Source organism: Sphaerisporangium sp. NPDC051011 (assembly GCF_040653595.1).
Taxonomy (GTDB): domain Bacteria; phylum Actinomycetota; class Actinomycetes; order Streptosporangiales; family Streptosporangiaceae; genus Sphaerisporangium.
In genome coordinates, this window is the sequence record NZ_JBFAGG010000013.1 from 29,146 (window position 1) to 49,858 (window position 20,713).

The window sequence follows — 20,713 nt, forward strand, 5'->3', positions numbered from 1 at the left end:
CGGAGGAGGCACACGGCCGGCAGGGGCGGGTCCGGAGGTCGACCAGGCCAGGTCCGGGTTCAGGACGGACCTGGCCTGGTGGCGTGGGGGCCCGGTCAGGTCAGGGACTTGGTGACCAGGGCGGAGATGGGGGCGATGTTGGTGTAGTCGCCCGCGGTGAAGCGGTTCTTGGTGACGGCGAAGGCGATGTTGTTGGTCAGGTCGACATCGGCCACGCTGCCGCCGGCGCCGGGCCAGCCGATGGTGGTGGCGCCGGCGGGCGCGTCGGGCACCGGGCGGCCGATCGAGTAGCCCAGCGCGTACTGGGTGGGCATGCCGAAGATCTGGTCGGTGTCGGCGACGGCCACCGCCGAGATCTCGGCCAGCCGCTCACCCGAGACCAGCGGCTTGGTGCCGGGAAGCTGCCCGGCCAGCGCGGCGTACACCTTGGCCACGCCACGCGCGGTCAGGGTGCCACCGGCCGGGATGTCGGCCTTGAGGTAGTCATCGCGGTTGCACAGCTCGACCGACAGCTGCACGGCCGGCGGCGCGATCTTGAAGAAGGTCGGCATCATCGCGCGCAGCTGCTCGAGGTCGATCTGCGGGCCGACCTGCTCCAGCCGCGCCACCCGGGACAGCTCGGCCTCGGGGACGCCCAGGTAGATCTCCCGCTCCAGCCCCAGCGGCGCCGCGATCTCCTCGTGCAGGACCTGGGAGATGGGCTTGCCGGTGGCGCGGCGGACGACCTCGCCCAGGATGTAGCCGAAGGTCTGGGGGTGGTAGCCGACCTTGGTGCCCGGCTCCCACCACGGCTCGGTGTCGGCGAGCGCGGTGGTGATCTTGTCCCAGTCGAGCAGGTCGTCGGCGGTGGTGTCCTCCGGGACGCCCGGGACGCCGACGGTGAAGGCCAGCGCGTGGCGGATGGTGGCGTTCTGCTTGCCGTGCGCGGCGAACTCGGGCCACAGCTCGGCGATGGGGGTGTCGTAGGAGAACACGCCCTGCTCGGCCAGCACGTGGACCACGGCGCTGGTGAGGGACTTGCCGGTGGAGCTGCTGTAGATCGGGCTGTCGCCGGTGATCGCGCGCCCGGTGGCCGGGTCGGTGCCGGCGACCGCGTCCACGACCAGGTCACCGTCCTTGTACACGGCGACCTGCAGCGCCCGCTCGGCTCCGGACTTGACCAGCTCGTCGATGGTGTTCTGCACTTGCTGCTGCAGGTCGCTCAATGCGATCGCTTCCTGTTCGGTAATGGATGGGAAAGAAGTCTCAGGTCGTGTACGGACGCTCGGCCCGCGCGGCGCGCAGGGCATGCGCCCACCACGCGAGCTGGTCCAAGGTGGTCTTGATGGCGCTGTTGCACTCCGCGCCCGGTCGCGGCCAGCTCCCGTCGGCGGCGAACAGCTCCCAGTAGCAGGGGAGGCTGATCGTGTTGCGGATCGGCACGGCGTGCAACTCGGTGAACACCTGGCGCAACTGGGCGACGGCGTGCAGGCCGCCCGACTCCCTGCCATAGGAGACGAAGGTGACGGGCTTGGCCTTCCATTCCTCGTAGTACCAGTCGATGGCGGTCTTCAGCGGCGCCGGAAAGCTCTGGTTGTACTCGGGCGTGACGATGACGAAGGCGTCGGCGGCGGCGAGGCGGGGCGCGAGGGCGCGGACCTGGGGCGGGAGGGCCTCGTCCTGGTCGGTGAGCGTCTCGGGCAGGCGGGTCTCGGCCAGGTCGATCAGGTCGACGTCCAGGTCTCCGCGCCTGACGGCACGGGCGCTGAACCAGCGGGCCACCGTGGGGCCGAACCGGCCGCTACGGGTGCTGCCGATGATGACGGCCACCCGCAACCTATGGTTCTCCGGCATCTCCAGCCTCCTCAGCGCTCGCGTCCGCTTCGACGTTCTCACTGTGCCCGGCGCCGTTTACGGTTTGTTGCTCGCGGGCTTACGGCCATCTGCTCACGTCCTCACGCCGGGGTGACGGCGGCGCGTCAAAGCCGCGTCGGTTCTCCGGGCATATCCGTCAGAAGGGCGTCAAGAGTAGGTATCAGACACCCTTCCCCGTCCTAGCGTGGCGTTCGAGGCGAATGTGAAGGGCCTCCAGAACCGCTGCCAGGAGGAAAGATCGTGGGAACCGAAGCCGATCCGCTCATAGTGGTCCCGGTGCGAGGGGACGACGTCGTGTCGCTGCGCCTGTTCCGGACGGTCGCCGGAGCGAGGACGGCCGTCGCGTTCTCCTCGCCCCTGGCGCTGACCAGGGTGCTCGGCGAGGGGCAGCGCTGGATCCGCCTCAGCGAACCCGCCCTGCGGCACATGCTCGCCGATCTCGGCGTCACCGGGATCGTCCTCGACCCCGCGGGCGCCCTGCCCGCCCGCGCCCCCGAGCGCGGCGCCGTGCGGGCCGCGTGATGTGCGTCCTGGCCCAGTCTCTAGAGGCCACCGGAGACCTCACCGAGGACCCCGCCGTGCCCGCGGCCTTGGAATCCGGCGATATCCCCGCAGACCCCGAAGATCCTGACAACCCCGAAGACACCGCGGGAGGCGAGGCCCCATGTCTCTCATGACCGAAACCACTCACCGGCCGTGGTGCTTGGACGGCCTGATGCGCCGCGAGGCCGGGCTCTAGACCGGAGCCGCGACCTTGAGGATCTTGAGGAACTCGCGCATCCAGGCGGGGTGGTCCGGCCAGGCGCGGCCGGTGACGAGGTTGCCGTCGATATGCGCCTCGCTGTCCACCCAGGTCGCCCCGGCCAGCTCGACGTCGGGCGCGCAGGCGGGGTACGCGCTGCTCGACCGGCCCTTCAGCACGCCGGCGGCGGCCAGGACCAGCGGGCCGTGGCACAGCGCGGCGATGGGCAGGCCGCCTTCAGCGAAGTGCCGCACGATGCGGCGGCAGTCGGCGTCGTTGCGGATGTACTCGGGTGCACGCCCGCCCGGGATCACCAGCGCCGCGTAGGCGGACGGGTCGACGTCCGCGAAGGCGACGTCCGCGGGCCAGGAGTGGCCGGGCTTCTCGGTGTAGGTGTCGAAGCCGTCCACGAAGTCGTGCACGACGAACTGGAGCTTCTTGGCGCTCGGCGCGGCGATGTCGACCTCGTACCCCTCCTCCAGCAGCCGCTGGTACGGGTACATCACCTCGAGGTCCTCGGCCGCGTCACCGGTGATGATCAGCACTTTCGCCATCGCGGACACCCCTTCTCGACTGTACGACCCTCCGCGTCGATCGTGTCGAGCCGCACCCTGCCGGTCAACCACCGCGCTCTATCCCGATCCGGCTCGCACAGTGTATGAGAGACTCGTACACTGTGCGAGCGGCGAGTGCCGTCGGCGGGAGGCGAGGGACGATGGACGAACGCGACCTGCCCGTGGCCGCGCGGGAGCGGCGGTGGGCGAGGGACGCGCTGGCGGCGTTGCGCGCCGACGCGCGGGCCGAGCCGCCGACGCCGCTGAGGCACTACCCCCTGCCGCCCGAGTGGGACATCTCGCTGTACCTCAAGGACGAATCGCTCCGGCCCACGGGCAGCCTCAAGCACGGCACGGCACGGCGGCTGTTCGAGGACGCGATCGCCTGCGGCCACATCGGCGAGCACACCACCGTCGTCGCCGCCACCGCGGGCAACGCGGCCGTCTCCGGTGCGTACTTCGCCGGCATGCTCGGGCTGCCCTTCGTCGCCGTCGTCCCCGGCAGGACCACGTCGGCCAGGCGGGCCGGGATCGAGGCCTTTGGCGGCCGCTGCCACCCGTTCGACCCGCCGCTCGCGATCTACGACGAGGCCCGGCGGCTCGCCGGGGAGACCGGCGGCCACTACCTGGACCACTTCCAGGCGGCGCACGCGGAGGACTGGCGTGGCGACGGCGGGCTCGCCGCGACGCTGCTCGGCCAGGTGGCCGAGGCGAGAGGGGACGTGCCGCGCTGGCTCGTGGTCGGCGCGGGCACCGGGGTCACCAGCGCGACGCTCGGCCGGCACCTGCGCTACCACGGCCACCCGAGCCTGCTCGCCGTGGTCGACCCCGAGAACTCGGCCTACCTGCCGAGCTGGGTGACCGGATACCCGGGCTACGGGACCGGTATGCCCTCGCGGATCGAGGGGATCGGCCGCCCGCGCGTCGAACCGGCGTTCCTGCCCGCCGTCGTCGACCTGATGATCCCCGTGCCGGACGCGGCGAGTGTGGCCGCGACGCGCCACCTGGCCGCCGTGACGGGCTGGGAGGCCGGGCCGTCCACCGGCGCGAACCTCTGGGGGGCGCTCCGGCTGGCGGCGCGGATGCGCGAGCGCGGGGAGCGCGGCGCCGTCGCCACGCTGATCTGCGACGGCGCGAACGCCTACCGGGACACCTTCTACGACGACGCCTGGGTGGCGGGCAGGGGGCTCGACCTCGCTCCGCACGCCGAGGTGATCGAGCGCTTCGTCGCCGAGGGCGTGTGGGCGGGGTCGTGAGCGCCGGCGCGGCTCAGGGGCGGGGAGGCGGGACCAGGCGCAGCAGATGGGCGCGGGTCTCGTCGTCGAGGTCGGCCTGGAGCAGGACGTTCGAGACCGGCGGGACGGAGCCGAGGTCGACGCGGACGCCCGCGTGCGGCCCGTCCGGGTAGCGGAACAGCAGGACGAACTCGCCCTCGCCGGCCTTCGCGCCGGGGATCGGGCGGGACATGTGCTCGGTGGGCCAGGTGTCCAGGGAGTTCAGCGCCTCGGCGAGTGCCCGGGCCTCCTGCTTGCGGTGGTACACGCGGGTCGGCCGCCGGCCCTGCGGGTCGCGCCGGCACACCACCACGGCGACGGCGCCCTCGGGAACCAGGCGCTCGTCCTGCCCCCGCCGGTCGGGGAGGCCCGTGCACGGGTCGTCCGGCTCCGGGATCCGCCACGCCCCCTGCCGGTAGGCGATGCCCAGGCTCCCTCCCACGTACGTCGGAACCTTGACCGTGCCGTTCGTCGTCGCCGTGCAGGAGTTGACCTCCTCGGCGCCGCCCACCCAGAGCGCGTCGCCGTTCGCGTAGGCGAACCGGACGAGGAAGTTCGTCATCGGCCCGCCCGCCGCCGTGCAGATGCGGTTGGGGTCGTCGGACGTGGTCACCGGCAGGTAGGCGAGGTCGCGGGCCATCGTCGCGGCCTCGGCCTTGAGGACGCGCACCCCGGCGAGGCGCTCGCCGCCGGGATTCATGTTCACGCCCGGGTAGGCGCAGATCATCGCCTCCACCGGCTCGCCGGGCACGAGCGACTCCCCGGCTCCCTCGACGTCGGCCGCGGCGGGCACCCAGTCGCCGATGCCCTCGCCGCCCCACTGCCCGGGACACGCCTTCGGCACCGGCGGCGCGGGTCTCACCGCCCACGAGATCAGCAGGACCGCCGCGCACACGCCGACGATGGCCAGGACGGTGGGCAGCGCGCGTCTGAGGTCCACATGAATGAAGACGTCCGTCTCGTTCGATCGGTTCGCGGCCCGGGGAACGGCGGAGACGGGAAAACGAGAAAGCCCAGGCCATACAGGGCCCGAGCTTTGAAAATGGTGGGCGATACTGGGATTGAACCAGTGGCCTCTACCGTGTCAAGGTGGTCCCGATCGTGCGCTTACCTGCGATTTCTCCTGATGTCGCAGGTCAGGGGCGTTTGTTGGGCGTCACTAGACGCCTGTTGGGAGCGGCTGAGGAATGATGTCCGCTCCTGTTGATCTTAGTGAGGGGCGGGAGCGCGGGGAGCAATTGCGTAATCCTTGTGGCGCATCCAATTCGCGGCGAGGGCGGTGGCGGGATCCTCGACGTCGAGGCAGGGCCGTGCCGTGCTCGACCTGCCGAGGGGAGACGCCCCTGCGGCGCTCGGGGGTGAGCGGAAGTCAGATCACCCATTCCTTCAGTTGGCGCACGAGAGCGGCCGGGTCGTCTCCGATCGGGGTCACCTGGAGGTTGGTCACGCCCGACTCGCGGAACGCTTCGATGCGCTCCTTGACGTACGACTCCGGGCCGACGAGGTTGACCTGCTCCAGCAGCTCGAGCGGGACCTTGGCCTCGGCTTCCTTCTTCTTGCCGTCGAGGTAGAGGTCCTGAATTTCCTTGGCCTCCGCCTCGTAGCCGTACCGGCAGGCGAGGTCGTTGTAAAAGTTCTTGCCACGGGCGCCCATGCCGCCGATGTAGAGGGCGAACATCGGCCGCGCGAAGTCGAGCATCCCCTTCACATCCTCGCCAACCGCGACGATGCCGCCGGCCACAACCTCCAGCGGCGCCAGGTCCTCGGAGCGCTCGGCGGTACCAGCGGCAAGCGAGTCGCCCCAAACCTTGGCGGCGCCCTCGGGGGAGTAGAGGAACGGCAGCCAGCTGTCGGCGTACGCTGCCGCACCCTCGACCGACTTGGGTCCCAGCGCAGCGATGTAGAGCGGGACCGAGGAGCGCTCCGGCTTGGTCGGCATCTTCAGCGGCTTGCCCAGGCCGGTGGCCTGGCCGGCGGGTAGGGGAAGCTGGAAGGAGCGGCCGCTGTACTCGATCACCTCGCGGCGCAGGACCGCACGGATGATCTCTATGGTCTCCTTCGTCCGGCCGACCGGCTTGGCGTAGGGCAGGCCGTGCCAGCCTTCGACCACCTGCGGGCCAGAGGCGCCGAGACCGATGATGGCGCGACCGCCGGTGACGTTGTCAAGGCCGGCCGCGGTCTGCGCGAGCAGAGCCGGGGTGCGGGAGTAGACGTTGAGGATCGCCGAGCCGATCTCCACGGTCGAGGTGCGGGCCGCGAGGTAGCCCATCAGGGTCGGTGAGTCGAAGCCGTATCCCTCGGCGACCCAGACCGTGTCGAGTCCGGCGGCCTCAAGTCCAGCGACCTGGTCGGCGGCCGAGCGCGGGTCGCCGCCGTACATGAGCATGGTGGAGAGCTTCATGACCAGGACAATCACTCCGAGGCGGGCGGCGAATCGAAGCTTGCGCCCATCCCGATACCGGCTCCGTCGTCGACCGGAACCACCGCGCCGGTCCAAATCTGAGATGCGGTGACACGAGCGCACCGACTAGGTCGGCGAACTCGCGTGGCTCCCCGATGCGTCCCATCGGTAGCCCGCTCCCCAGACGAGCTTTGGAGAGTTCCGGCTGCCTCTCAAGCGTTCTCTCGATAAGCGGGGTGTCGAAGTACCCGGACATCAGGGTGTTGACGTTGATGTTGTGCGGCCCGACCTCTAGGGCGAGGGTCTGGGCGTAGCCGATCACGGCCGACCACACTGTCGCAGGCGCTGCCATGCCGACGGCCTGACGCCGAAGACGACGTTGAGGATGCTGCCACCTTCGGCCGTCATGTGCGGCAGCGTCGCTCGCACGGACCTGACCACGTAGAAGAAGTGGCGTGCGAAGGCTTGAAGCCACACATCGTCGGTGAGCTCCGAGATTCGGCGGATCGGCGGTCCACCGTCGTTGGTGACCAGGACGTGGACAGCTGGACCGAACCGCTCGAGCGTCGAGGCCGTGACCTGGTCGATGTCGGCGGCGACCGAGCAATCGGCGGCAAGCCCGAGGACCTGCTCCTCGCCGTACTTGCCGGCAAGTTGTTCTGCGGCGGCTGCGATCTTCTCCGCGCGTCGCGCGAAGATCGTGACGAAGGCACCTTCACTCAAAAGGCGATCAGCGATCGCGAAACCCAAGCCATCGCTGCCACCGCCGACAATGGCTACCTTCCCGGTCAGTCCCAGGTCCATCACTCAACTCCAATCGACGTGAGGAATGATTCGGCATTGCCCGAGAACACGTCGTCGAGGACGTCCGATGAGAAGTACAGGACACCTTCGTCGTCCTGACGGGCCAGGTCTCCCGTGTGCAACCAGCCGCCCTTGAGCGCTGCCTCTGTCTCCTCGGGAAGGTTCCTGTAGCCAAGCATGACTCCGCGGTTCCGCATGGCGATCTCGCCCACCTCGCCCAAGGGAACGTCATGACCGTCGTCGTCGATCAGCCTGATGCGGTTCCCGACCACGGGACGACCACAGGAGGCAAGCCGCTCCAGGCTCGCGGTCTCGTGCGCGGCCTTGGGCAGGACCGTCCCGATGCCGGTCGACTCCGTCTGCCCATATATCTGGGAAAAGACCGGACCGATGCGCTCACGAGCCTCTGCCAGGCGCACCGGAGACATCGGCCCGGTAGCATACCAGATCACCTCGAGACTGGATAGGTCTCTCGTCTCCGGACGCTCATGGTCCAGCAGCGTGTAGATCATCGTCGGAAGGCCGCTGATGCAGTTGATGCGCTCCGCCTCGATGATGTCGAGGAATCGGCTGGGGTCGAAGCCCTGCTCGATCACGACGGTGCCCCCACGAAGTAGCGTTGGGATGACACCAAGCCCGGTGGCATGGGTGAGCGGAGCCGAGGCCAAGTACCGCGGCAAGTGCGGCTGTTCGAAGTCGGCCATGTACGCATAGACCATCTGCACCATCGACCGATGAGGCTGTATCACGCCCTTGGGTCTCCCGGTCGTCCCCCCGGTGTACTGCAGCCATGCGACGTCCGTCTCGGTGGCCGGACCGGCATCAAGAGGTCGAGCTCCGTGAGACTCGCCCTCAGGCAGGCCACCTGCAGCCGGGATCACCATCAGGTGTCTCAGCGAGCCGGCCTCGGCGAGGACCTGGCGCCCGTGCTCCTCCAGGGGCGCGGTCACCACCAACACCGTGGCCTCCGCATCCTCGCAGACGACGATGTGGTCCTCGACCGAGGCCAGGGCCTGAAGGCCGGTAAAGCGCCCCCCCAAGAGGTACGTCGCAGCCTGGACGATCCATGACTCAGGCATGTTCGGACTGAGCATCGTGACACCCACTCCGAGCCCCACCCCTCGACGGGCCAGCGCGGTCATGTACTGCGAGACGAGATCTCTGACCTGAGCGTAAGTCAGTCGCCGATCACCGGCGACGAAGGCCTCGGACGAGCTGTGCCGAGTGAGGGCCTGCACGATCAGGTCGCCCAGCGTCACCCCAGAGGAGGCCGTTGTGGCAGTTGCCGAAGCGGAAGCGCTCTGCACGTTGACGGGATGAGACACGCCTCAACGATGGGTGTTACACGACGGACGTGCCACCGATGTTCCGCCAACAATTACGGGTAACCCGCCACGCTGACGCTAGTGAGCTGCGCGCGCCGTAGAGCGGTAGCGACCGGGTGTCTGGCCGACGAGATCGGTGAAGGCTTCGATGAAGCTGCTTGGGTTCGCCCAGCCCAGTCGCATCGCCGTGTCAGTGACCGAGGCGCCTTCGCAGAGTTCGAGCAGTGCCCGCTGAATACGCAGCAGCGTGCGCCACTGATGAAAGCTCATCGACAGTTCGCTGCCGAACAGACGGCTGAGGGTTCGTTCGCTCGAGCCGGTTCTGTGCCCCAGCTCCGCCAGTGTCGCCGGGCTGGCCGGGTCGGCGTGCAGCAGGTCGGTAACGGCCTTGAGGCGAGTGTCGCTCGGCTCCGGGAGGCGCAGTGATTCCTGCGGGGCGCGAGCGAGCTCCGCGATGACGACCTCGAGCAGCAGTCGGGCGCGGGGGCCATCGACTGGGTCGTGGTCGCTGATCAGCGCCAGGTAGGCCTCGCGCATCAGCGGACTGGCCACGAACACTGAGGGCTCCGTTGGCAGTTGCTCGGCCAGTGCCGCCGGAACCTGGAGCAGTCGGACATCGGTCTCGCCGTACGAGCGTCCGCTGTGTACATAGAAAGGTGGCACCCAGGTAATGCGGTTCGCCGGCGCCACCCATGTGCCGACCTGGGTCGCAGTGACCAGTGCTCCGGAGGCGGCGTACCTGAGCTGGCCGAAGTCATGGAAGTGCGCGGCGATGTCCTCGCCGTGGGCCATGGGCTCGCAGACCGCCGAATCGTCGGTCCAGAACACTGGCTCGCGGATAAGTTCGGTCATGGGCACTCACCCTAGCCCGCGTTCGCAAGTCTCTGGGCATGGTCGATCGGGGGTCGGCCGGGGTTGAGGCCGTTCCACGAGCGTCGCCGGCGATGCGGGGTCTCAGGCCCGTCAAGGCCAGAGCTCGTGGGCTCGGCAGCGGACCCCGAGGATTCCGCAGGTCGCCCATCGACCATGTTGGCGGGTTATCGGAATATTCTGGCGCGACACCGGTGGTACGCCTGCGTTGTGGCGTTCATCGTTGAGGTATGTCGCATCAGATGAATCTCGAGGGGGCAGTCGCACCCTCGTCCTCCCCAGCCGCGGAAGTCAACGCCTGGCTGGTTCTCGGCTCGCTCATGTCAGGGGTCAAGGCCTGAGGACCGCTTCGCCGTTCGTCCTTGCCCCGCTCCGTCAGCATGTGGATCGGATCGATCAGCGTGGCCCCGAGCGGGGTGAGTTCGTACTCGACGCGGGGCGGTGCCTCGGCGTAGGCGTACCGGCGGACAAGCCCGTGCGACTCGAGCCGTCGGAGCGTCTGGGTGAGCACCTTGCGGGAGATACCGCCGATCAACTCGACCAGCTCGCCATGGCGTACCGGGCCCTTGCCATGTAGAGCACGACCACCGTCCACTTATCGGCGATCAGTTCGACCGCCAGACACGCCGGGCAGTCGGCGAGAAGGAATCACCGGGACCGGACTCGCTCATGGCACCAAAGGGTACCTGCTGGTTCCCATCGGTCTCGTTCTCACACCCCAATACCAGGAGAGTCATGCGAGCCATCACCCAGCACACATTCGGCGGCCCAGAGGTCCTCACCATCGTGGACGCGCCCGAGCCCCAACCCCTTCCGACCGAGGTCCTCGTCCGGGTCAAGGCGATCGGGCTGAACCCACTGGAACCGCGCCTGCGCGCCGGCGAATTCCCGCTGTTCGGCCAGCCGCCGTTCATCCTCGGCTGGGACATCAGCGGCGTGGTCGAGGGTTTGCCGCAGACGTGGCGGTTCAGGCCCGGCGATGAGGTGTTCGGGATGCCGCTGTTCCCGCGGGCGGCCAACGCGTACGCCGAGATCGTGGCAGCGCCGGCATTGCACCTGGCGCGCAAGCCGGCGTCGCTTTCACACGTTGAGGCGTCGGCGTTGCCGGTCGTCGGGCTGACAGCGTGGCAGGGCCTCGTCGACCTCGGCGGCGTGACCGAGGGTGACCGCGTCCTGGTCCATGGCGGTGGCGGCGGGATCGGCCACGTCGCGATCCAGATCGCGAAATCGCTCGGCGCGCACGTGATCGCAACCGCCAGCGGGAGCAAGCGGGAGTTCGTCGAGGGGTTCGGCGCCGACGAGGTCGTTGATTACACGGCGGTCGACTTCACCGAGGCGGTCAGCGACATCGATGTGGTGCTCGACACGGTCGGCGGCGACACCGCCGAGCGCTCGCTCAAAGTGCTCCGCCCAGGGGGTCACCTCGTGACGGCGGTCGCCGAGGAGGATACGGAACTCGCCGCCAGGTTCGAGGCGGCCGGCGTGCGCTTCAGCGGCATCGCGGTCGACCCCGATCCGGTCGCCCTGCGACGCCTCGTCGAACTCGTCGAACAGGGCAAGCTCCGGGTCCATGTGCAGGAGACCTTCCCGTTCGAGCGCATCGCCGACGCACACCGGCTGATCGAGAGCGGTCACCTCCAGGGCAAGCTCGTCCTCACCGTCTGATCCTGCAGCCACGGCGCCGGATCCCTGGTCCCCTGCGGGGACGCTTTTCATGATCAGCGATCTTTAAAAGAAGATCCCCAGGCCGTTGACCTGGGGATCTGGTGGTGGGCGATACTGGGATTGAACCAGTGGCCTCTACCGTGTCAAGGTAGCGCTCTCCCACTGAGCTAATCGCCCTCGATGAAGAATCAGAGCGGACGACGGGATTCGAACCCGCGACCCTCACCTTGGCAAGGTGATGCTCTACCAGCTGAGCCACGTCCGCGCGATCATCAAGAACCCTGGAAGGCTCTTGCTGATGCCTGGTACAACTTTACCGGATCCCGGCAGTGCGAGATTCCGTCGAGGTGGAGACGGGATTTGAACCCGTGTACGCGGCTTTGCAGGCCGCTGCCTCGCCTCTCGGCCACTCCACCAGGATCTTCGAGCGGACGACGGGATTCGAACCCGCGACCCTCACCTTGGCAAGGTGATGCTCTACCAGCTGAGCCACGTCCGCGTGAGCCTCGGGAACGATCCCCGGCCACGCAAAGACTCTAGCGCGTCCGGGGACCTGGTGTGCGCAGTCCGTCGGGTGAGCCGTCTTCGAACGTGCGGAGATCGGGCCGGTGCGGTCTCCGGGCGGGGTTCGCGGCGCACGGTGCGTGACCGGGCGCTTCGCGGGTGCCGGGCGTCCATGCCCGTGCCCGATCGGGAGCGCCCGGGGTGCTCGACGTGTCCATTGCCTGCTCGATGCCGGACGGCGGGCCCTTCTAGTGCGTATCCTTGCCCGAATTCGGGCAGAAATCTTGGCGTGGCATCTCTTTCCTGCGTAAAGTCCTGGCCTGTGTCCACGGCCCGGCATTCCTACGAGGATCTGATCACCCACCTGACCCGGACCACCTCCCTTGGCCCGGGGGAGGCGGCGCGGGTCGTGGCGGAGGTCGTGGCCTACTTCTCGGAGTCCGTCGAGGAGTACGTCCGCCGCCGCCACGGTGAGATGAAGGCCCGAGGTCTCACCAACGATCAGATCTTCCCCGGGATCGCCGCCGAGTTGTCGGCCCGCCGCGTCGCGGCCCCTGAGCTGTCCCTGCGCCAACTGCGCCGCATCGTGTACGGCTAGCGCCAAGGAGATTTCATATGTGCGGAATCGTCGCTTACATCGGGCCCAAGGACGCGGCGCCGATCCTTTTGGAAGGGCTGCAGCGCCTGGAGTACCGAGGCTACGACTCGGCCGGTCTCGTGGTGAACAACAAAGGGCTGAAGGTACGCAAGGTCAAGGGCAGGGTCGCCGACCTCGCCGCCGCCGTACCCGCGCGGTTCAAGGGCGGCCTCGGCATCGGGCACACCCGCTGGGCCACGCACGGCGTGCCCAACGACGTCAACGCCCACCCCCACCTGGACACCAAGGAGCGCATCGCGGTCGTCCACAACGGCATCATCGAGAACGCCGACGAGCTGCGCGCCAAGCTTATCGCCGACGGCGCCGTGTTCGTCTCCGAGACCGACACCGAGGTGCTCGCCCACCTGATCGCCCGCATCGTCCAGGACTCCGACTCCCTGGAGGAGGCCGTCAGGGAGGCGCTGAAGAGCGTCGTCGGCACCTACGGCATCGCCGTCATGGACGCCGAGCGCGGCTCCGAGATCGTCGTCGCCCGCAACGGCAGCCCGATCGTGATCGGCATCGGCGAGAAGGAGATGTTCTGCGCCTCCGACGTCGCCGCGCTGGTCCGCTACACCCGCCAGGTCGTCCACCTGGAGGACGGCGAGCTCGCCGTGCTGAAGGCCGACGGCTTCCACACCTTCACCATGGACGCCCGCGTCACCTCCAAGGAGCCGCTGACCGTCGACTGGGACGCCGGGCACTACGACACCGGCGGGTTCGAGCACTACCTGCTCAAGGAGATCTCCGACCAGCCCGAGTCGGTGGCGCGCACGCTGCGCGGGCGCCTCGACGACCGGTTCCACATCGCCCACCTGGGCGGGCTCAACCTCGACCCCCGCGAGACCCGCGCGTTCCGCCGCGTCAAGATCATCGGCTGTGGCTCCGCCTACTACGCCGGGCAGATCGGCGCCCAGCTCATCGAGGAGCTCGCCCGCATCCCCGCCGACGCCGAGCCCGCCTCCGAATTCCGCTACCGCAGCCCCGTGGTCGAGCACGACACGCTGTACGTCGCCGTCAGCCAGTCGGGGGAGACCTACGACACGCTCGCCGCCGTGCAGGAGCTGAAGCGCAAGGGCGGGCGCGTCCTCGGCGTCGTCAACGCGGTCGGCAGCGCGATCGCGCGCGAGGTGGACGGCGGCGTCTACCTGCACGCCGGGCCGGAGGTCTCGGTGGCCTCGACCAAGGCGTTCACCTCGACGGCCGTCGCGTTCGCCCTGATCGCGCTGCACTTCGGCCGCGTCCGCGACCTTTCCCCGTCCGACGGCCGGCGCATCGCCGACGGGCTCAGGCGGCTCCCCGAGCAGATCGAGCGGATCGTCGAGCAGAGCGACGCCATCGCCGCCCTCGCCCGCAAGTACGCCCCCCACCCCGGGATGATGTTCGTCGGCCGGGTGCGCGGCTACCCGGTGGCCCGCGAGGGCGCCCAGAAGCTCAAGGAGATTTCGTACGTGCACGCCGAGGCGTACCCGGCGAGCGAGCTGAAGCACGGCCCGCTGGCGCTGATCGGCCCGGACATGCCGACCGTGGCGGTCGTGCCCGACGACGAGCTGCTCGACAAGAACCTCACCACCCTCGGCGAGATCCGCGCCCGCGGCGGCAAGGTGCTCATGATCGGTCACCGCGAGCCGGACGCCAAGCTGGCCGACGACGTCATCGTGGTGCCGAAGAACGAGGTCGAGCTGGACCCGATCCTCCTCGGCATCCCCCTCCAGCTCTTCGCCTACCACGCGGCCGTCGCCCTCGAACGCGACGTCGACAAGCCGCGCAACCTGGCCAAGAGCGTCACCGTCGAGTGACGTCCACCCTCTGACACCCTTTGACGCAGCCTGAGGCCGTGGTCCCGGCCCACCGCGGGGGGCACGGCCGGGGGTCGTACAGTCGATCGGGTGAGCAACCTGGAAAGCGATCCGCAGGAGACGGTGTGCGAGGCGCGGGCCGGCGGGCCCGCGCACGAGCTGCTGGAGGGCCGGGACGTCGTCCTCGGCGGCACCCGGGGCATGAAGGTGACCCGCACCCTCCCGAGCCGCGACCGCCGCATGGTCGGCGCGTGGTGCTTCGTCGACCACTACGGCCCCGAGCCGGCCGCCATGCGGGTGGCCCCCCACCCGCACACCGGCCTCCAGACGGTCACCTGGCTGCTCGAAGGGGAGGTCCTGCACCGAGACAGCCTCGGCAGCGAGCAGGTGATCACCCCGGGGCGGCTGAACCTCATGACGGCCGGCCGCGCGATCTCCCACGCCGAGGAGTCGCCCGCGGAGGGCATGCTGCACGGAGTCCAGCTCTGGGTGGCGCTGCCCGACGGGTCCCGGCACACCGACCCGGCGTTCGACCACCACCCCGACCTGCCCGTGCTGACCGCGCCGGGCGTCACGACCACCGTCATCATCGGCGAGCTCGGCGGGGCGACCTCACCCGCCCGCGCCCACACCCCGCTGGTCGGCGCCGAGGTGGCCCTGGAGGCGGGGGCGGCGGTCACACTGCCCGTCCGGCCGGACTTCGAGTACGCCGCGCTGGTGCTGGCCGGCGCGGCCGAGGTGGACGGCGAGGCCCTGGAACCGGGGCCTCTGCTGTACCTCGGGCAGGGGCGGACGGAGCTGGCCGTCGCCGCGGGGCCGGCGAGCCGGGTGCTGTTGCTCGGCGGCGAGCCGTTCGAGGAACAGCTCGTCATGTGGTGGAACTTCGTCGGCCGCACCCACGAGGAGATCGAGCGGTTCCGCAAGGAATGGGCGGAGGGCGGCGCGTTCGGCACCGTCGAGGGCTTCGACGGCGCGCCGCTGCCCGCCCCGGCTCTGCCCGGCACCCGCCTCAAGCCCCGACCCCGCCACCGCTGACGCCCCCTCGGCCACCCGTGACGGTCACCACGTCCCCGCCGGATCAGCACTGAAAACCGTCCGGGTGCTGTGAGGCCGCTGAGAGACGGCGTGGGCTGGGCCGGGTGGTCTGGGAGAATGGCTGGCGTGTGGATTCGTGCCCTGGTCGCCCCGCTCGTCAGCGGAACGACCTACCGGCGCGCCGTCCACCTGCTGCTCGGCGCGGTCCTGCTCCTGCCGTACATCCTGCTCGGCGTGGCCTTCGCCGGCATGTTCGCCGTCCCCGGCGAGCCGTACGGGCTGCTCGTACTCGTGCTCGCCCTGGTGGCCGTGATCGGCCTGGTGCCTCCGTTCCTGCGCGGCACCCGCGCCCTGGAGATCGCGGCGGCCCGCTCGCTGCTCGGCGTGGCCCTTCCCGACCCGCCGGTGACGGCCGAGCCCGGCAGGGCGGCGCGCGAGACCCGCCTGCGGGCGGCCCTGTGGTTCGCCGTCCACCTGGCCGCCGGGGGACTGGTCGGGTTGCTGCTGCTCATCCCGCTGGTGATGGGGCTGGCGTTCGCCGTCGAGTCGCTGGGCGTCGTGAGCGGTGCGCTCGACGGGCTGCGGCTCGGGCCGCTGGGCCGGCAGGACGGCCCGTGGCTCGGGCTGCTCGGCGTCCTCATGCTGGTCGGTGTGCTCTACGCCGTCGCCGGGCTCGGCGGCCTCGCGGCGGTGATGGCGCCGGTGCTGCTCGGCCCGTCCTCCGCCGAGCGGATCGCCGCGCTGGAGGCGCGCGCCGCCAGGCTGGCCGAGCGCAACCGCCTGGCCCGCGAGCTTCACGACTCCATCGGCCACGCGCTGACCGTGACGACGTTACAGGCCGCCGCCGCGCGCGAGCTGCTGCGCACGGACCCGGAGTTCGCCGGCCGCGCGCTCGCCGCCATCGAGGAGACCGGCCGCGCCGCGGCGGAGGACCTGGACCGCGTGCTCGGCATGCTGCGCGAACACGACCCCGCCGGCGACGGCGACGCCCTGCCGGGGACCACCGGCGTCGGCCCCCGTCCGGGGGACGGCTCGTCCGCGGATCGCGCGCCCGAGCACCGGCTGGGCGAGCTGCGCCGTCTCGTCGAGCACTCGCGCGGCACCGGCGTCGACGTGCGCGCCCAGGTCGAGGGGCCGGTGGACGATCTGCCCGCCTCCGTGTCGCGCGAGGGGTACCGCATCATCCAGGAGAGCCTCACCAACGTACTGCGGCACGCCGGGCCGGTCCCCGTGGCGTTGCGCGTAGCCGCCGGCGCCCGCGCGCTCGCCATCGAGGTGACCAATCCCGTCACAGGCGTGCTCGCACCCCGTGAGGGCGGGCGGGGGCTCGCGGGCATGAGGGAGCGGGTGACGATCCTGGGCGGCTCCATGACCGCCGGGCCGGACGGCGGGCAGTGGAAGGTGTCGGTACGCCTCCCAGTGGAGCCGCCCCGATGAATCCGCCCGCTTTCCGTCCGGTTCCTGATACCTCGCTCCGGCTGCCGGGCGTCCGGGCCTTGCCCGCTTCGGAAGGTGGTGTGACGGTGATCTCGCCCGTCCGCACGGCAGGGAGGGCGGTGTGACGGCGATCCGCGTGGCCATCGTCGACGACGAGGAGCTGATCCGGGTCGGGCTGCGCGTCATCGTCGACGCGCAGCCCGATCTGGAGGTCGTGGGCGAGGCGGCCGACGGAGCCGAGGTGATGGCGATGGTGGCGCGCTCCCGGCCCGACGTCCTGCTCATGGACGTGCGGATGCCCGCCATCGACGGCATCGAGGCGACGCGCCGCCTGCTGGCCGCCTCCGCCGCGCCCCCGAAGGTGCTCGTCGTCACCACGTTCGAGAACGACGACCACGTGTACGGAGGCGTTGCGGGCGGGTGCGAACGGCTTCCTGCTGAAGCGCGCCCGCCCGGCGGAGGTCGTACAGGCCGTGCGGGTGGTGGCGCGGGGCGAGTCCCTGGTGTTCCCCGCCGCGATCCGCCGCCTGGCCGGGTCCCACGGGCGAGGGCCCGCGGCCACGGGCCCGGCCGCCGACCGGCTGCGCCGCGCCCGGCTCACCGACCGGGAGGAGGACGTCCTGCGGCTCATGGCGACCGGCCTGTCCAACGCCGAGATCGCCGCCCACCTGGTGGTCGGGGCCGAGACCGTCAAGACCCATGTCGGGAACATCCTCACCAAACTCGCCGTCCGTGACCGCACGCAGGCCGTGATCGCCGCCTACGAGTCCGGCTTCGTCAGCCCCGAGGGGTGAGCCCATGAGCCCGCCTCGCCAGGCCGGACGGGACACGAGCTCGTCGCCGCCGCGCGGATCACGCCGGGCCGTCCCGGGGTCGCCTGGTTCGAAGGCGAGGGGGCCGGGGTCCGTTCGCATGGCGGTCATCCCTCGCGTCCGCAGGTCCGGCAGGCGCCGCGGCGTCGCAGGTAGTAGGCGTACGTCGCGACGGCGAGGGCGACGCCCCACAGCGGCCAGAGCATGTGCGTGGCGATGAGGACGGGGCTGTAGCCCGTCATGTTCACGAGCTCCGGCGAGGTCATGATGCCGATGCCGCCCGTGATCACGATGGGGACCACGTACGCCGCCGGGATCACCGCCAGCTTGACGGGCACACGGCGGCCCGCGAGGCCGACCATCCAGCGGGGGAAGACCTCGCCCCAGCGCCGTACCAGCCCCAGGGTGAGGATCGCGCCGACCGTGGCGAAGCTCGCGAGCCCCAAACCCGCCCAGACGCCCCCCGAGTCCCACAGAAAGCGCAGCTTCGCGTCGTCGATGCCCAGCGGGATGTGCATGGCCCAGGCGAAGCGGCTCGCGGCGTACAGGAGGGGGATCGCCACGGCGGTGATCGTCGCCCGGCGGCTCCACGCGAGGACGCGGAGCCCGTCCCCGGGCCGGTGGTCGTCGTCCCGGCCGCATCGGGCGCACGCGCCACGGCTGCGCCGCTGCCAGGACAGCACCGCGAACGCGAGCAGGAATCCGCCCGCCAGGGACCAGAACTGGTTCAGCAGCGACCAGTCGAGCACCCGGGAGTAGTCGATGTCCGAGGGCCATCCGAACGGGGCGCCGAGGATGAGCATCGGCGCGTAGCCGGTGAGCCCCAGCACGTCCACGGTCGGCACGCCGATCAGCAGGACGGCCGTCACGGTCCAGCCGAAGGCGAGCAGTGAGACCCGCAGGGCGCGTCCCGGCATCACCGCGTGCCGTCCGGCCATGGCCAGGAGCGCCACCGTGGCCACGAGCAGGACCGCAGCGAAGACGGGTGCCCCCACCTGCGGGGAGACCTCCCTTAACAGGGGTGACGATCTGGTGAACGCGTCGGGTCCGAAGGGGAAGCCTTTGCCGGAAATCGTCCAGTAGAGGGCCGCGATCCCGTAGACGGCGGCCCAGACGGCGGCCGCGTAACCGCCCCAGACGGCGGCCCCGATTCCCCGCCGCGTTCTGCCGGTGGACGTCCCGGAGCCCCTTTCGGGGGACGGTTCCCGGGGCGATCCGGAGGCCGTCCGTGGGGGAGGCTCCGGCGACGACAGGTGCGACGGGACCGAGGAGGACGGGCGGGACGCGGCGGCGGAGGACGGGCGGGACAGAACCGGGGAGGGCTCCGGAGGCCGCCCCGGAGTGGTGGGCGAAACCGGCGACGAGGACGAACTCGCCGGTTGCTGGGACGTCGACACGATGATCTCCTTCGCGGGGATACGAATTGAGCGCACCCCCACGCTCCCGCCCGGCCCGCCCCCGGCGACTCCCCCCACATCGGGAACCCCCTCCCCCGCACGGGGGATCGAGCCTTCGCCGAAGGCGGTCCCGCCGGGCCGTGGAGGGTGGGTGAGGGCCGTGTGCGGGGGCGGTGAGCTGGGCATTTAGGTGATATCGGGGGAAAGGGCGTGAACCATGCGTCGTCGCCAGGTGCTCGCGCTCGGGGCGGGGCTTGTCGCAATGGCCACCGGATGCGGGAGCGCCACCGACCCCCGCAGGCTCGCCTCCGCCACGGTCTCAATGGTGGTGCCCGGGCCGGCGGGAGGCGAGACGGACATGATCGCCCGGTCGCTCAAAGGAGTGGCCGAGCGCGAGTCGCTGGCCGGAGCGGTGCGGGTCGTCAACCGGCCGCTCGAGTCGGCGCTGACCGAGTTCACCCGCGCCCGGCAACCCGGCATGATGCTGATGGCCGAGCCCGAGCTGGTCGGGACGGTGCGGGACGTCCGCCAGGCCACCGCCTTCGCCGGCACCACCCCGCTGGCCCGCCTCTGCGGCGAGTGGGAGCTCCTGGTCGTCCCGGCGGCCTCGCGCCTGACGACGTTCGGCGCGTTCGCCGACGCGCTGCGGCGCGACCCGTCCCGGCTCGCCGTCGCGGGCAGGAACACGGGCGGGGTCGACCACGTCCTGCTCGGCATGCTGGCCCAGAGCCTCGGCGTCGACCCGCGCCTGGTCCGGTACGCGGCCTATCCGACCTGCGAGCAGGCCGTCGCCGCGCTGGCGGCCGGACGCGCCCCGGTCGCGATCTCCGGGCACGCGGCGGTGCGGCCGCGCGTGCGGTCGGGGGAACTGCGGGTGCTCGCGGTGTCCTCGCCGGACCGCCTGCCCGGCGTCGAGGCCCCGACGCTGCTGGAGTCCGACGTCCACCTGTACTGCGCGAACTGGCGGGGCCTGCTCGGATCCGGCGACCTTGCCGAGGCCGACAGGGCGGCGCTGGCCCTGATGTGCCGCGGCGTCGCGGACTCGCCACGCTGGCAGGCGATCTGCGTACGCAACGGCTGGACCCCGCTGTACCTCGACGGCGACGAGTTCCGCCAATGGCTGGGTGTGGAGTCCGCCCGCCTCGGCCGCGCCCTCGGCGACCTCGGCGTCCGCGTGTAGCGCCACGACGTGCCGTGACCCGTCAGCTCGATCGGTCGCCTCCACGTCCGGGATGGGGGTGGATGGTCACGCTGGGTGCATGGGAGCGACACAACCTATAGGGGTTGTTGCGGGGCAGGACACTAGATGTAGGATCCATGCTCGTCGCTGGTTCGCTCCTCGGGGCGAGGCAAGAGGGAATCCGGTGTGAATCCGGGACTGCCCCGCAGCGGTGAGCGGGAACGACCGCCGTCACATCAGCACTGGGCCGCCCGCGGCCTGGGAAGCGACGGCCAGTAGGCGTGTGAGGTGCGCCCGCGAGTCCGAAGACCTGCCGGTGACGTCGTCCAGGCCCCGAGGGAGGGCCGCCGGACGGGGAGACCGGCATGCCCGCTCACGGGTGCCCGGTCGTGCTCCGCCGTGCCTTCCTCCGGGGTGATCCGA

19 protein-coding genes, 4 tRNA genes, 1 pseudogene and 1 riboswitch are annotated in these 20,713 nt (G+C 70.5%); of the genes and pseudogenes, 9 read left to right on the plus strand and 15 right to left on the minus strand.

The features are described from left to right. Positions 1–95: 95 nt before the first annotated feature. Positions 96–1,205 (minus strand): serine hydrolase domain-containing protein, encoded by a 1,110-nt coding sequence (locus tag AB0H21_RS27835; protein WP_358522121.1) that lies wholly within the window; start codon positions 1,203–1,205, stop codon positions 96–98. 40 nt (positions 1,206–1,245) lie between these two features. Beyond that, positions 1,246–1,833 carry an NAD(P)H-dependent oxidoreductase gene (locus tag AB0H21_RS27840; RefSeq protein ID WP_358522124.1) on the minus strand — a complete coding sequence of 196 codons (588 nt, stop codon included), beginning with the start codon at positions 1,831–1,833 and terminating at the stop codon, positions 1,246–1,248. A gap of 261 nt (positions 1,834–2,094) precedes the next feature. Here AB0H21_RS27840 and AB0H21_RS27845 point away from each other — a divergent pair, with 261 nt between their 5' ends. Then, complete coding sequence (locus AB0H21_RS27845; protein ID WP_358522127.1) at positions 2,095–2,376, plus strand: SAV_915 family protein; 282 nt, start codon at positions 2,095–2,097, stop codon at positions 2,374–2,376. Between the two features lie 213 nt (positions 2,377–2,589). Here the strand turns inward: AB0H21_RS27845 and AB0H21_RS27850 are convergent, their stop codons facing one another. Then, a complete protein-coding gene (locus AB0H21_RS27850; RefSeq protein WP_358522130.1) occupies positions 2,590–3,150 on the minus strand; it encodes a DJ-1/PfpI family protein in 561 nt (186 codons plus the stop codon). 161 nt (positions 3,151–3,311) lie between these two features. On the opposite strand from AB0H21_RS27850, the gene AB0H21_RS27855 reads away from it, so the two are divergent. After that, positions 3,312–4,406, plus strand: coding sequence for a pyridoxal-phosphate dependent enzyme (locus AB0H21_RS27855; RefSeq protein WP_358522133.1), 1,095 nt, complete (start codon positions 3,312–3,314; stop codon positions 4,404–4,406). Between the two features lie 13 nt (positions 4,407–4,419). Here AB0H21_RS27855 and AB0H21_RS27860 read toward each other — a convergent pair whose 3' ends face one another. The 7 genes from AB0H21_RS27860 to AB0H21_RS27890 all read right to left on the minus strand — a co-directional run bounded on the left by AB0H21_RS27860 (position 4,420) and on the right by AB0H21_RS27890 (position 10,419). Next, positions 4,420–5,364, minus strand: coding sequence for a hypothetical protein (locus tag AB0H21_RS27860; protein WP_358522136.1), 945 nt, complete (start codon positions 5,362–5,364; stop codon positions 4,420–4,422). Between the two features lie 429 nt (positions 5,365–5,793). Continuing rightward, positions 5,794–6,825 (minus strand): LLM class F420-dependent oxidoreductase, encoded by a 1,032-nt coding sequence (locus tag AB0H21_RS27865; protein ID WP_358522139.1) that lies wholly within the window; start codon positions 6,823–6,825, stop codon positions 5,794–5,796. After that, the gene (locus AB0H21_RS27870; RefSeq protein ID WP_358522141.1) at positions 6,755–7,177 is read right to left on the minus strand and encodes an SDR family oxidoreductase; all 423 of its coding nucleotides are present in this window, start codon (positions 7,175–7,177) and stop codon (positions 6,755–6,757) included. Before AB0H21_RS27870 ends, AB0H21_RS27865 begins: the two co-directional genes overlap by 71 nt. After that, a complete protein-coding gene (locus AB0H21_RS27875; RefSeq protein ID WP_358522144.1) occupies positions 7,144–7,629 on the minus strand; it encodes an SDR family NAD(P)-dependent oxidoreductase in 486 nt (161 codons plus the stop codon). The genes AB0H21_RS27870 and AB0H21_RS27875 overlap by 34 nt, the downstream gene beginning before the upstream one ends. Next, on the minus strand, positions 7,629–8,954 hold the full coding sequence (locus AB0H21_RS27880) for an AMP-binding protein (protein ID WP_358522147.1): 1,326 nt from the start codon (positions 8,952–8,954) through the stop codon (positions 7,629–7,631). Before AB0H21_RS27880 ends, AB0H21_RS27875 begins: the two co-directional genes overlap by 1 nt. A 78-nt stretch (positions 8,955–9,032) precedes the next feature. Continuing rightward, positions 9,033–9,806 (minus strand): helix-turn-helix transcriptional regulator, encoded by a 774-nt coding sequence (locus AB0H21_RS27885; protein WP_358522150.1) that lies wholly within the window; start codon positions 9,804–9,806, stop codon positions 9,033–9,035. A 256-nt stretch (positions 9,807–10,062) separates the two neighbouring features. Further along, the gene (locus AB0H21_RS27890) at positions 10,063–10,419 is read right to left on the minus strand and encodes a helix-turn-helix domain-containing protein (protein WP_358522153.1); all 357 of its coding nucleotides are present in this window, start codon (positions 10,417–10,419) and stop codon (positions 10,063–10,065) included. Between the two features lie 191 nt (positions 10,420–10,610). On the opposite strand from AB0H21_RS27890, the gene AB0H21_RS27895 reads away from it, so the two are divergent. Beyond that, positions 10,611–11,489, plus strand: coding sequence for an NADP-dependent oxidoreductase (locus AB0H21_RS27895; protein WP_358522156.1), 879 nt, complete (start codon positions 10,611–10,613; stop codon positions 11,487–11,489). 102 nt (positions 11,490–11,591) lie between these two features. Here the strand turns inward: AB0H21_RS27895 and AB0H21_RS27900 are convergent. From AB0H21_RS27900 to AB0H21_RS27915, 4 genes are all read right to left on the minus strand, one after another. Then, a tRNA-Val gene (locus AB0H21_RS27900) sits at positions 11,592–11,666 on the minus strand. 15 nt (positions 11,667–11,681) lie between these two features. Continuing rightward, positions 11,682–11,754, minus strand: a tRNA-Gly gene (locus tag AB0H21_RS27905). A gap of 80 nt (positions 11,755–11,834) precedes the next feature. Next, positions 11,835–11,905: transfer RNA gene (locus tag AB0H21_RS27910), tRNA-Cys, on the minus strand. A gap of 10 nt (positions 11,906–11,915) precedes the next feature. After that, positions 11,916–11,988, minus strand: a tRNA-Gly gene (locus AB0H21_RS27915). 327 nt (positions 11,989–12,315) lie between these two features. Between AB0H21_RS27915 and AB0H21_RS27920 the strand changes: the two genes are divergently transcribed. The 5 genes and pseudogenes from AB0H21_RS27920 (at position 12,316) to AB0H21_RS27940 (ending at position 17,695) form a co-directional block, all read left to right on the plus strand. Then, complete coding sequence (locus AB0H21_RS27920) at positions 12,316–12,591, plus strand: hypothetical protein (protein ID WP_358522159.1); 276 nt, start codon at positions 12,316–12,318, stop codon at positions 12,589–12,591. A gap of 17 nt (positions 12,592–12,608) precedes the next feature. After that, positions 12,609–14,429, plus strand: coding sequence for a glutamine--fructose-6-phosphate transaminase (isomerizing) (gene glmS / locus AB0H21_RS27925; RefSeq protein ID WP_358522162.1), 1,821 nt, complete (start codon positions 12,609–12,611; stop codon positions 14,427–14,429). A 90-nt stretch (positions 14,430–14,519) separates the two neighbouring features. Then, positions 14,520–15,464, plus strand: coding sequence for a pirin family protein (locus AB0H21_RS27930; protein WP_358522164.1), 945 nt, complete (start codon positions 14,520–14,522; stop codon positions 15,462–15,464). Positions 15,465–15,590: 126 nt separating this feature from the next. Next, positions 15,591–16,901: a histidine kinase gene (locus AB0H21_RS27935; RefSeq protein ID WP_358522167.1), complete on the plus strand. Its 1,311-nt coding sequence runs from the start codon at positions 15,591–15,593 to the stop codon at positions 16,899–16,901. Positions 16,902–17,022: 121 nt separating this feature from the next. Next, positions 17,023–17,695 (plus strand): annotated as a pseudogene (locus AB0H21_RS27940) (response regulator transcription factor). 125 nt (positions 17,696–17,820) lie between these two features. Here the strand turns inward: AB0H21_RS27940 and AB0H21_RS27945 are convergent. Next, complete coding sequence (locus AB0H21_RS27945) at positions 17,821–18,708, minus strand: hypothetical protein (protein WP_358522170.1); 888 nt, start codon at positions 18,706–18,708, stop codon at positions 17,821–17,823. A gap of 619 nt (positions 18,709–19,327) precedes the next feature. Here AB0H21_RS27945 and AB0H21_RS27950 point away from each other — a divergent pair. Further along, positions 19,328–20,290, plus strand: coding sequence for a tripartite tricarboxylate transporter substrate-binding protein (locus tag AB0H21_RS27950; RefSeq protein ID WP_358522173.1), 963 nt, complete (start codon positions 19,328–19,330; stop codon positions 20,288–20,290). 131 nt (positions 20,291–20,421) lie between these two features. Beyond that, positions 20,422–20,623: riboswitch (cobalamin riboswitch) on the plus strand. The last annotated feature ends 90 nt before the right edge of the window (positions 20,624–20,713 follow it).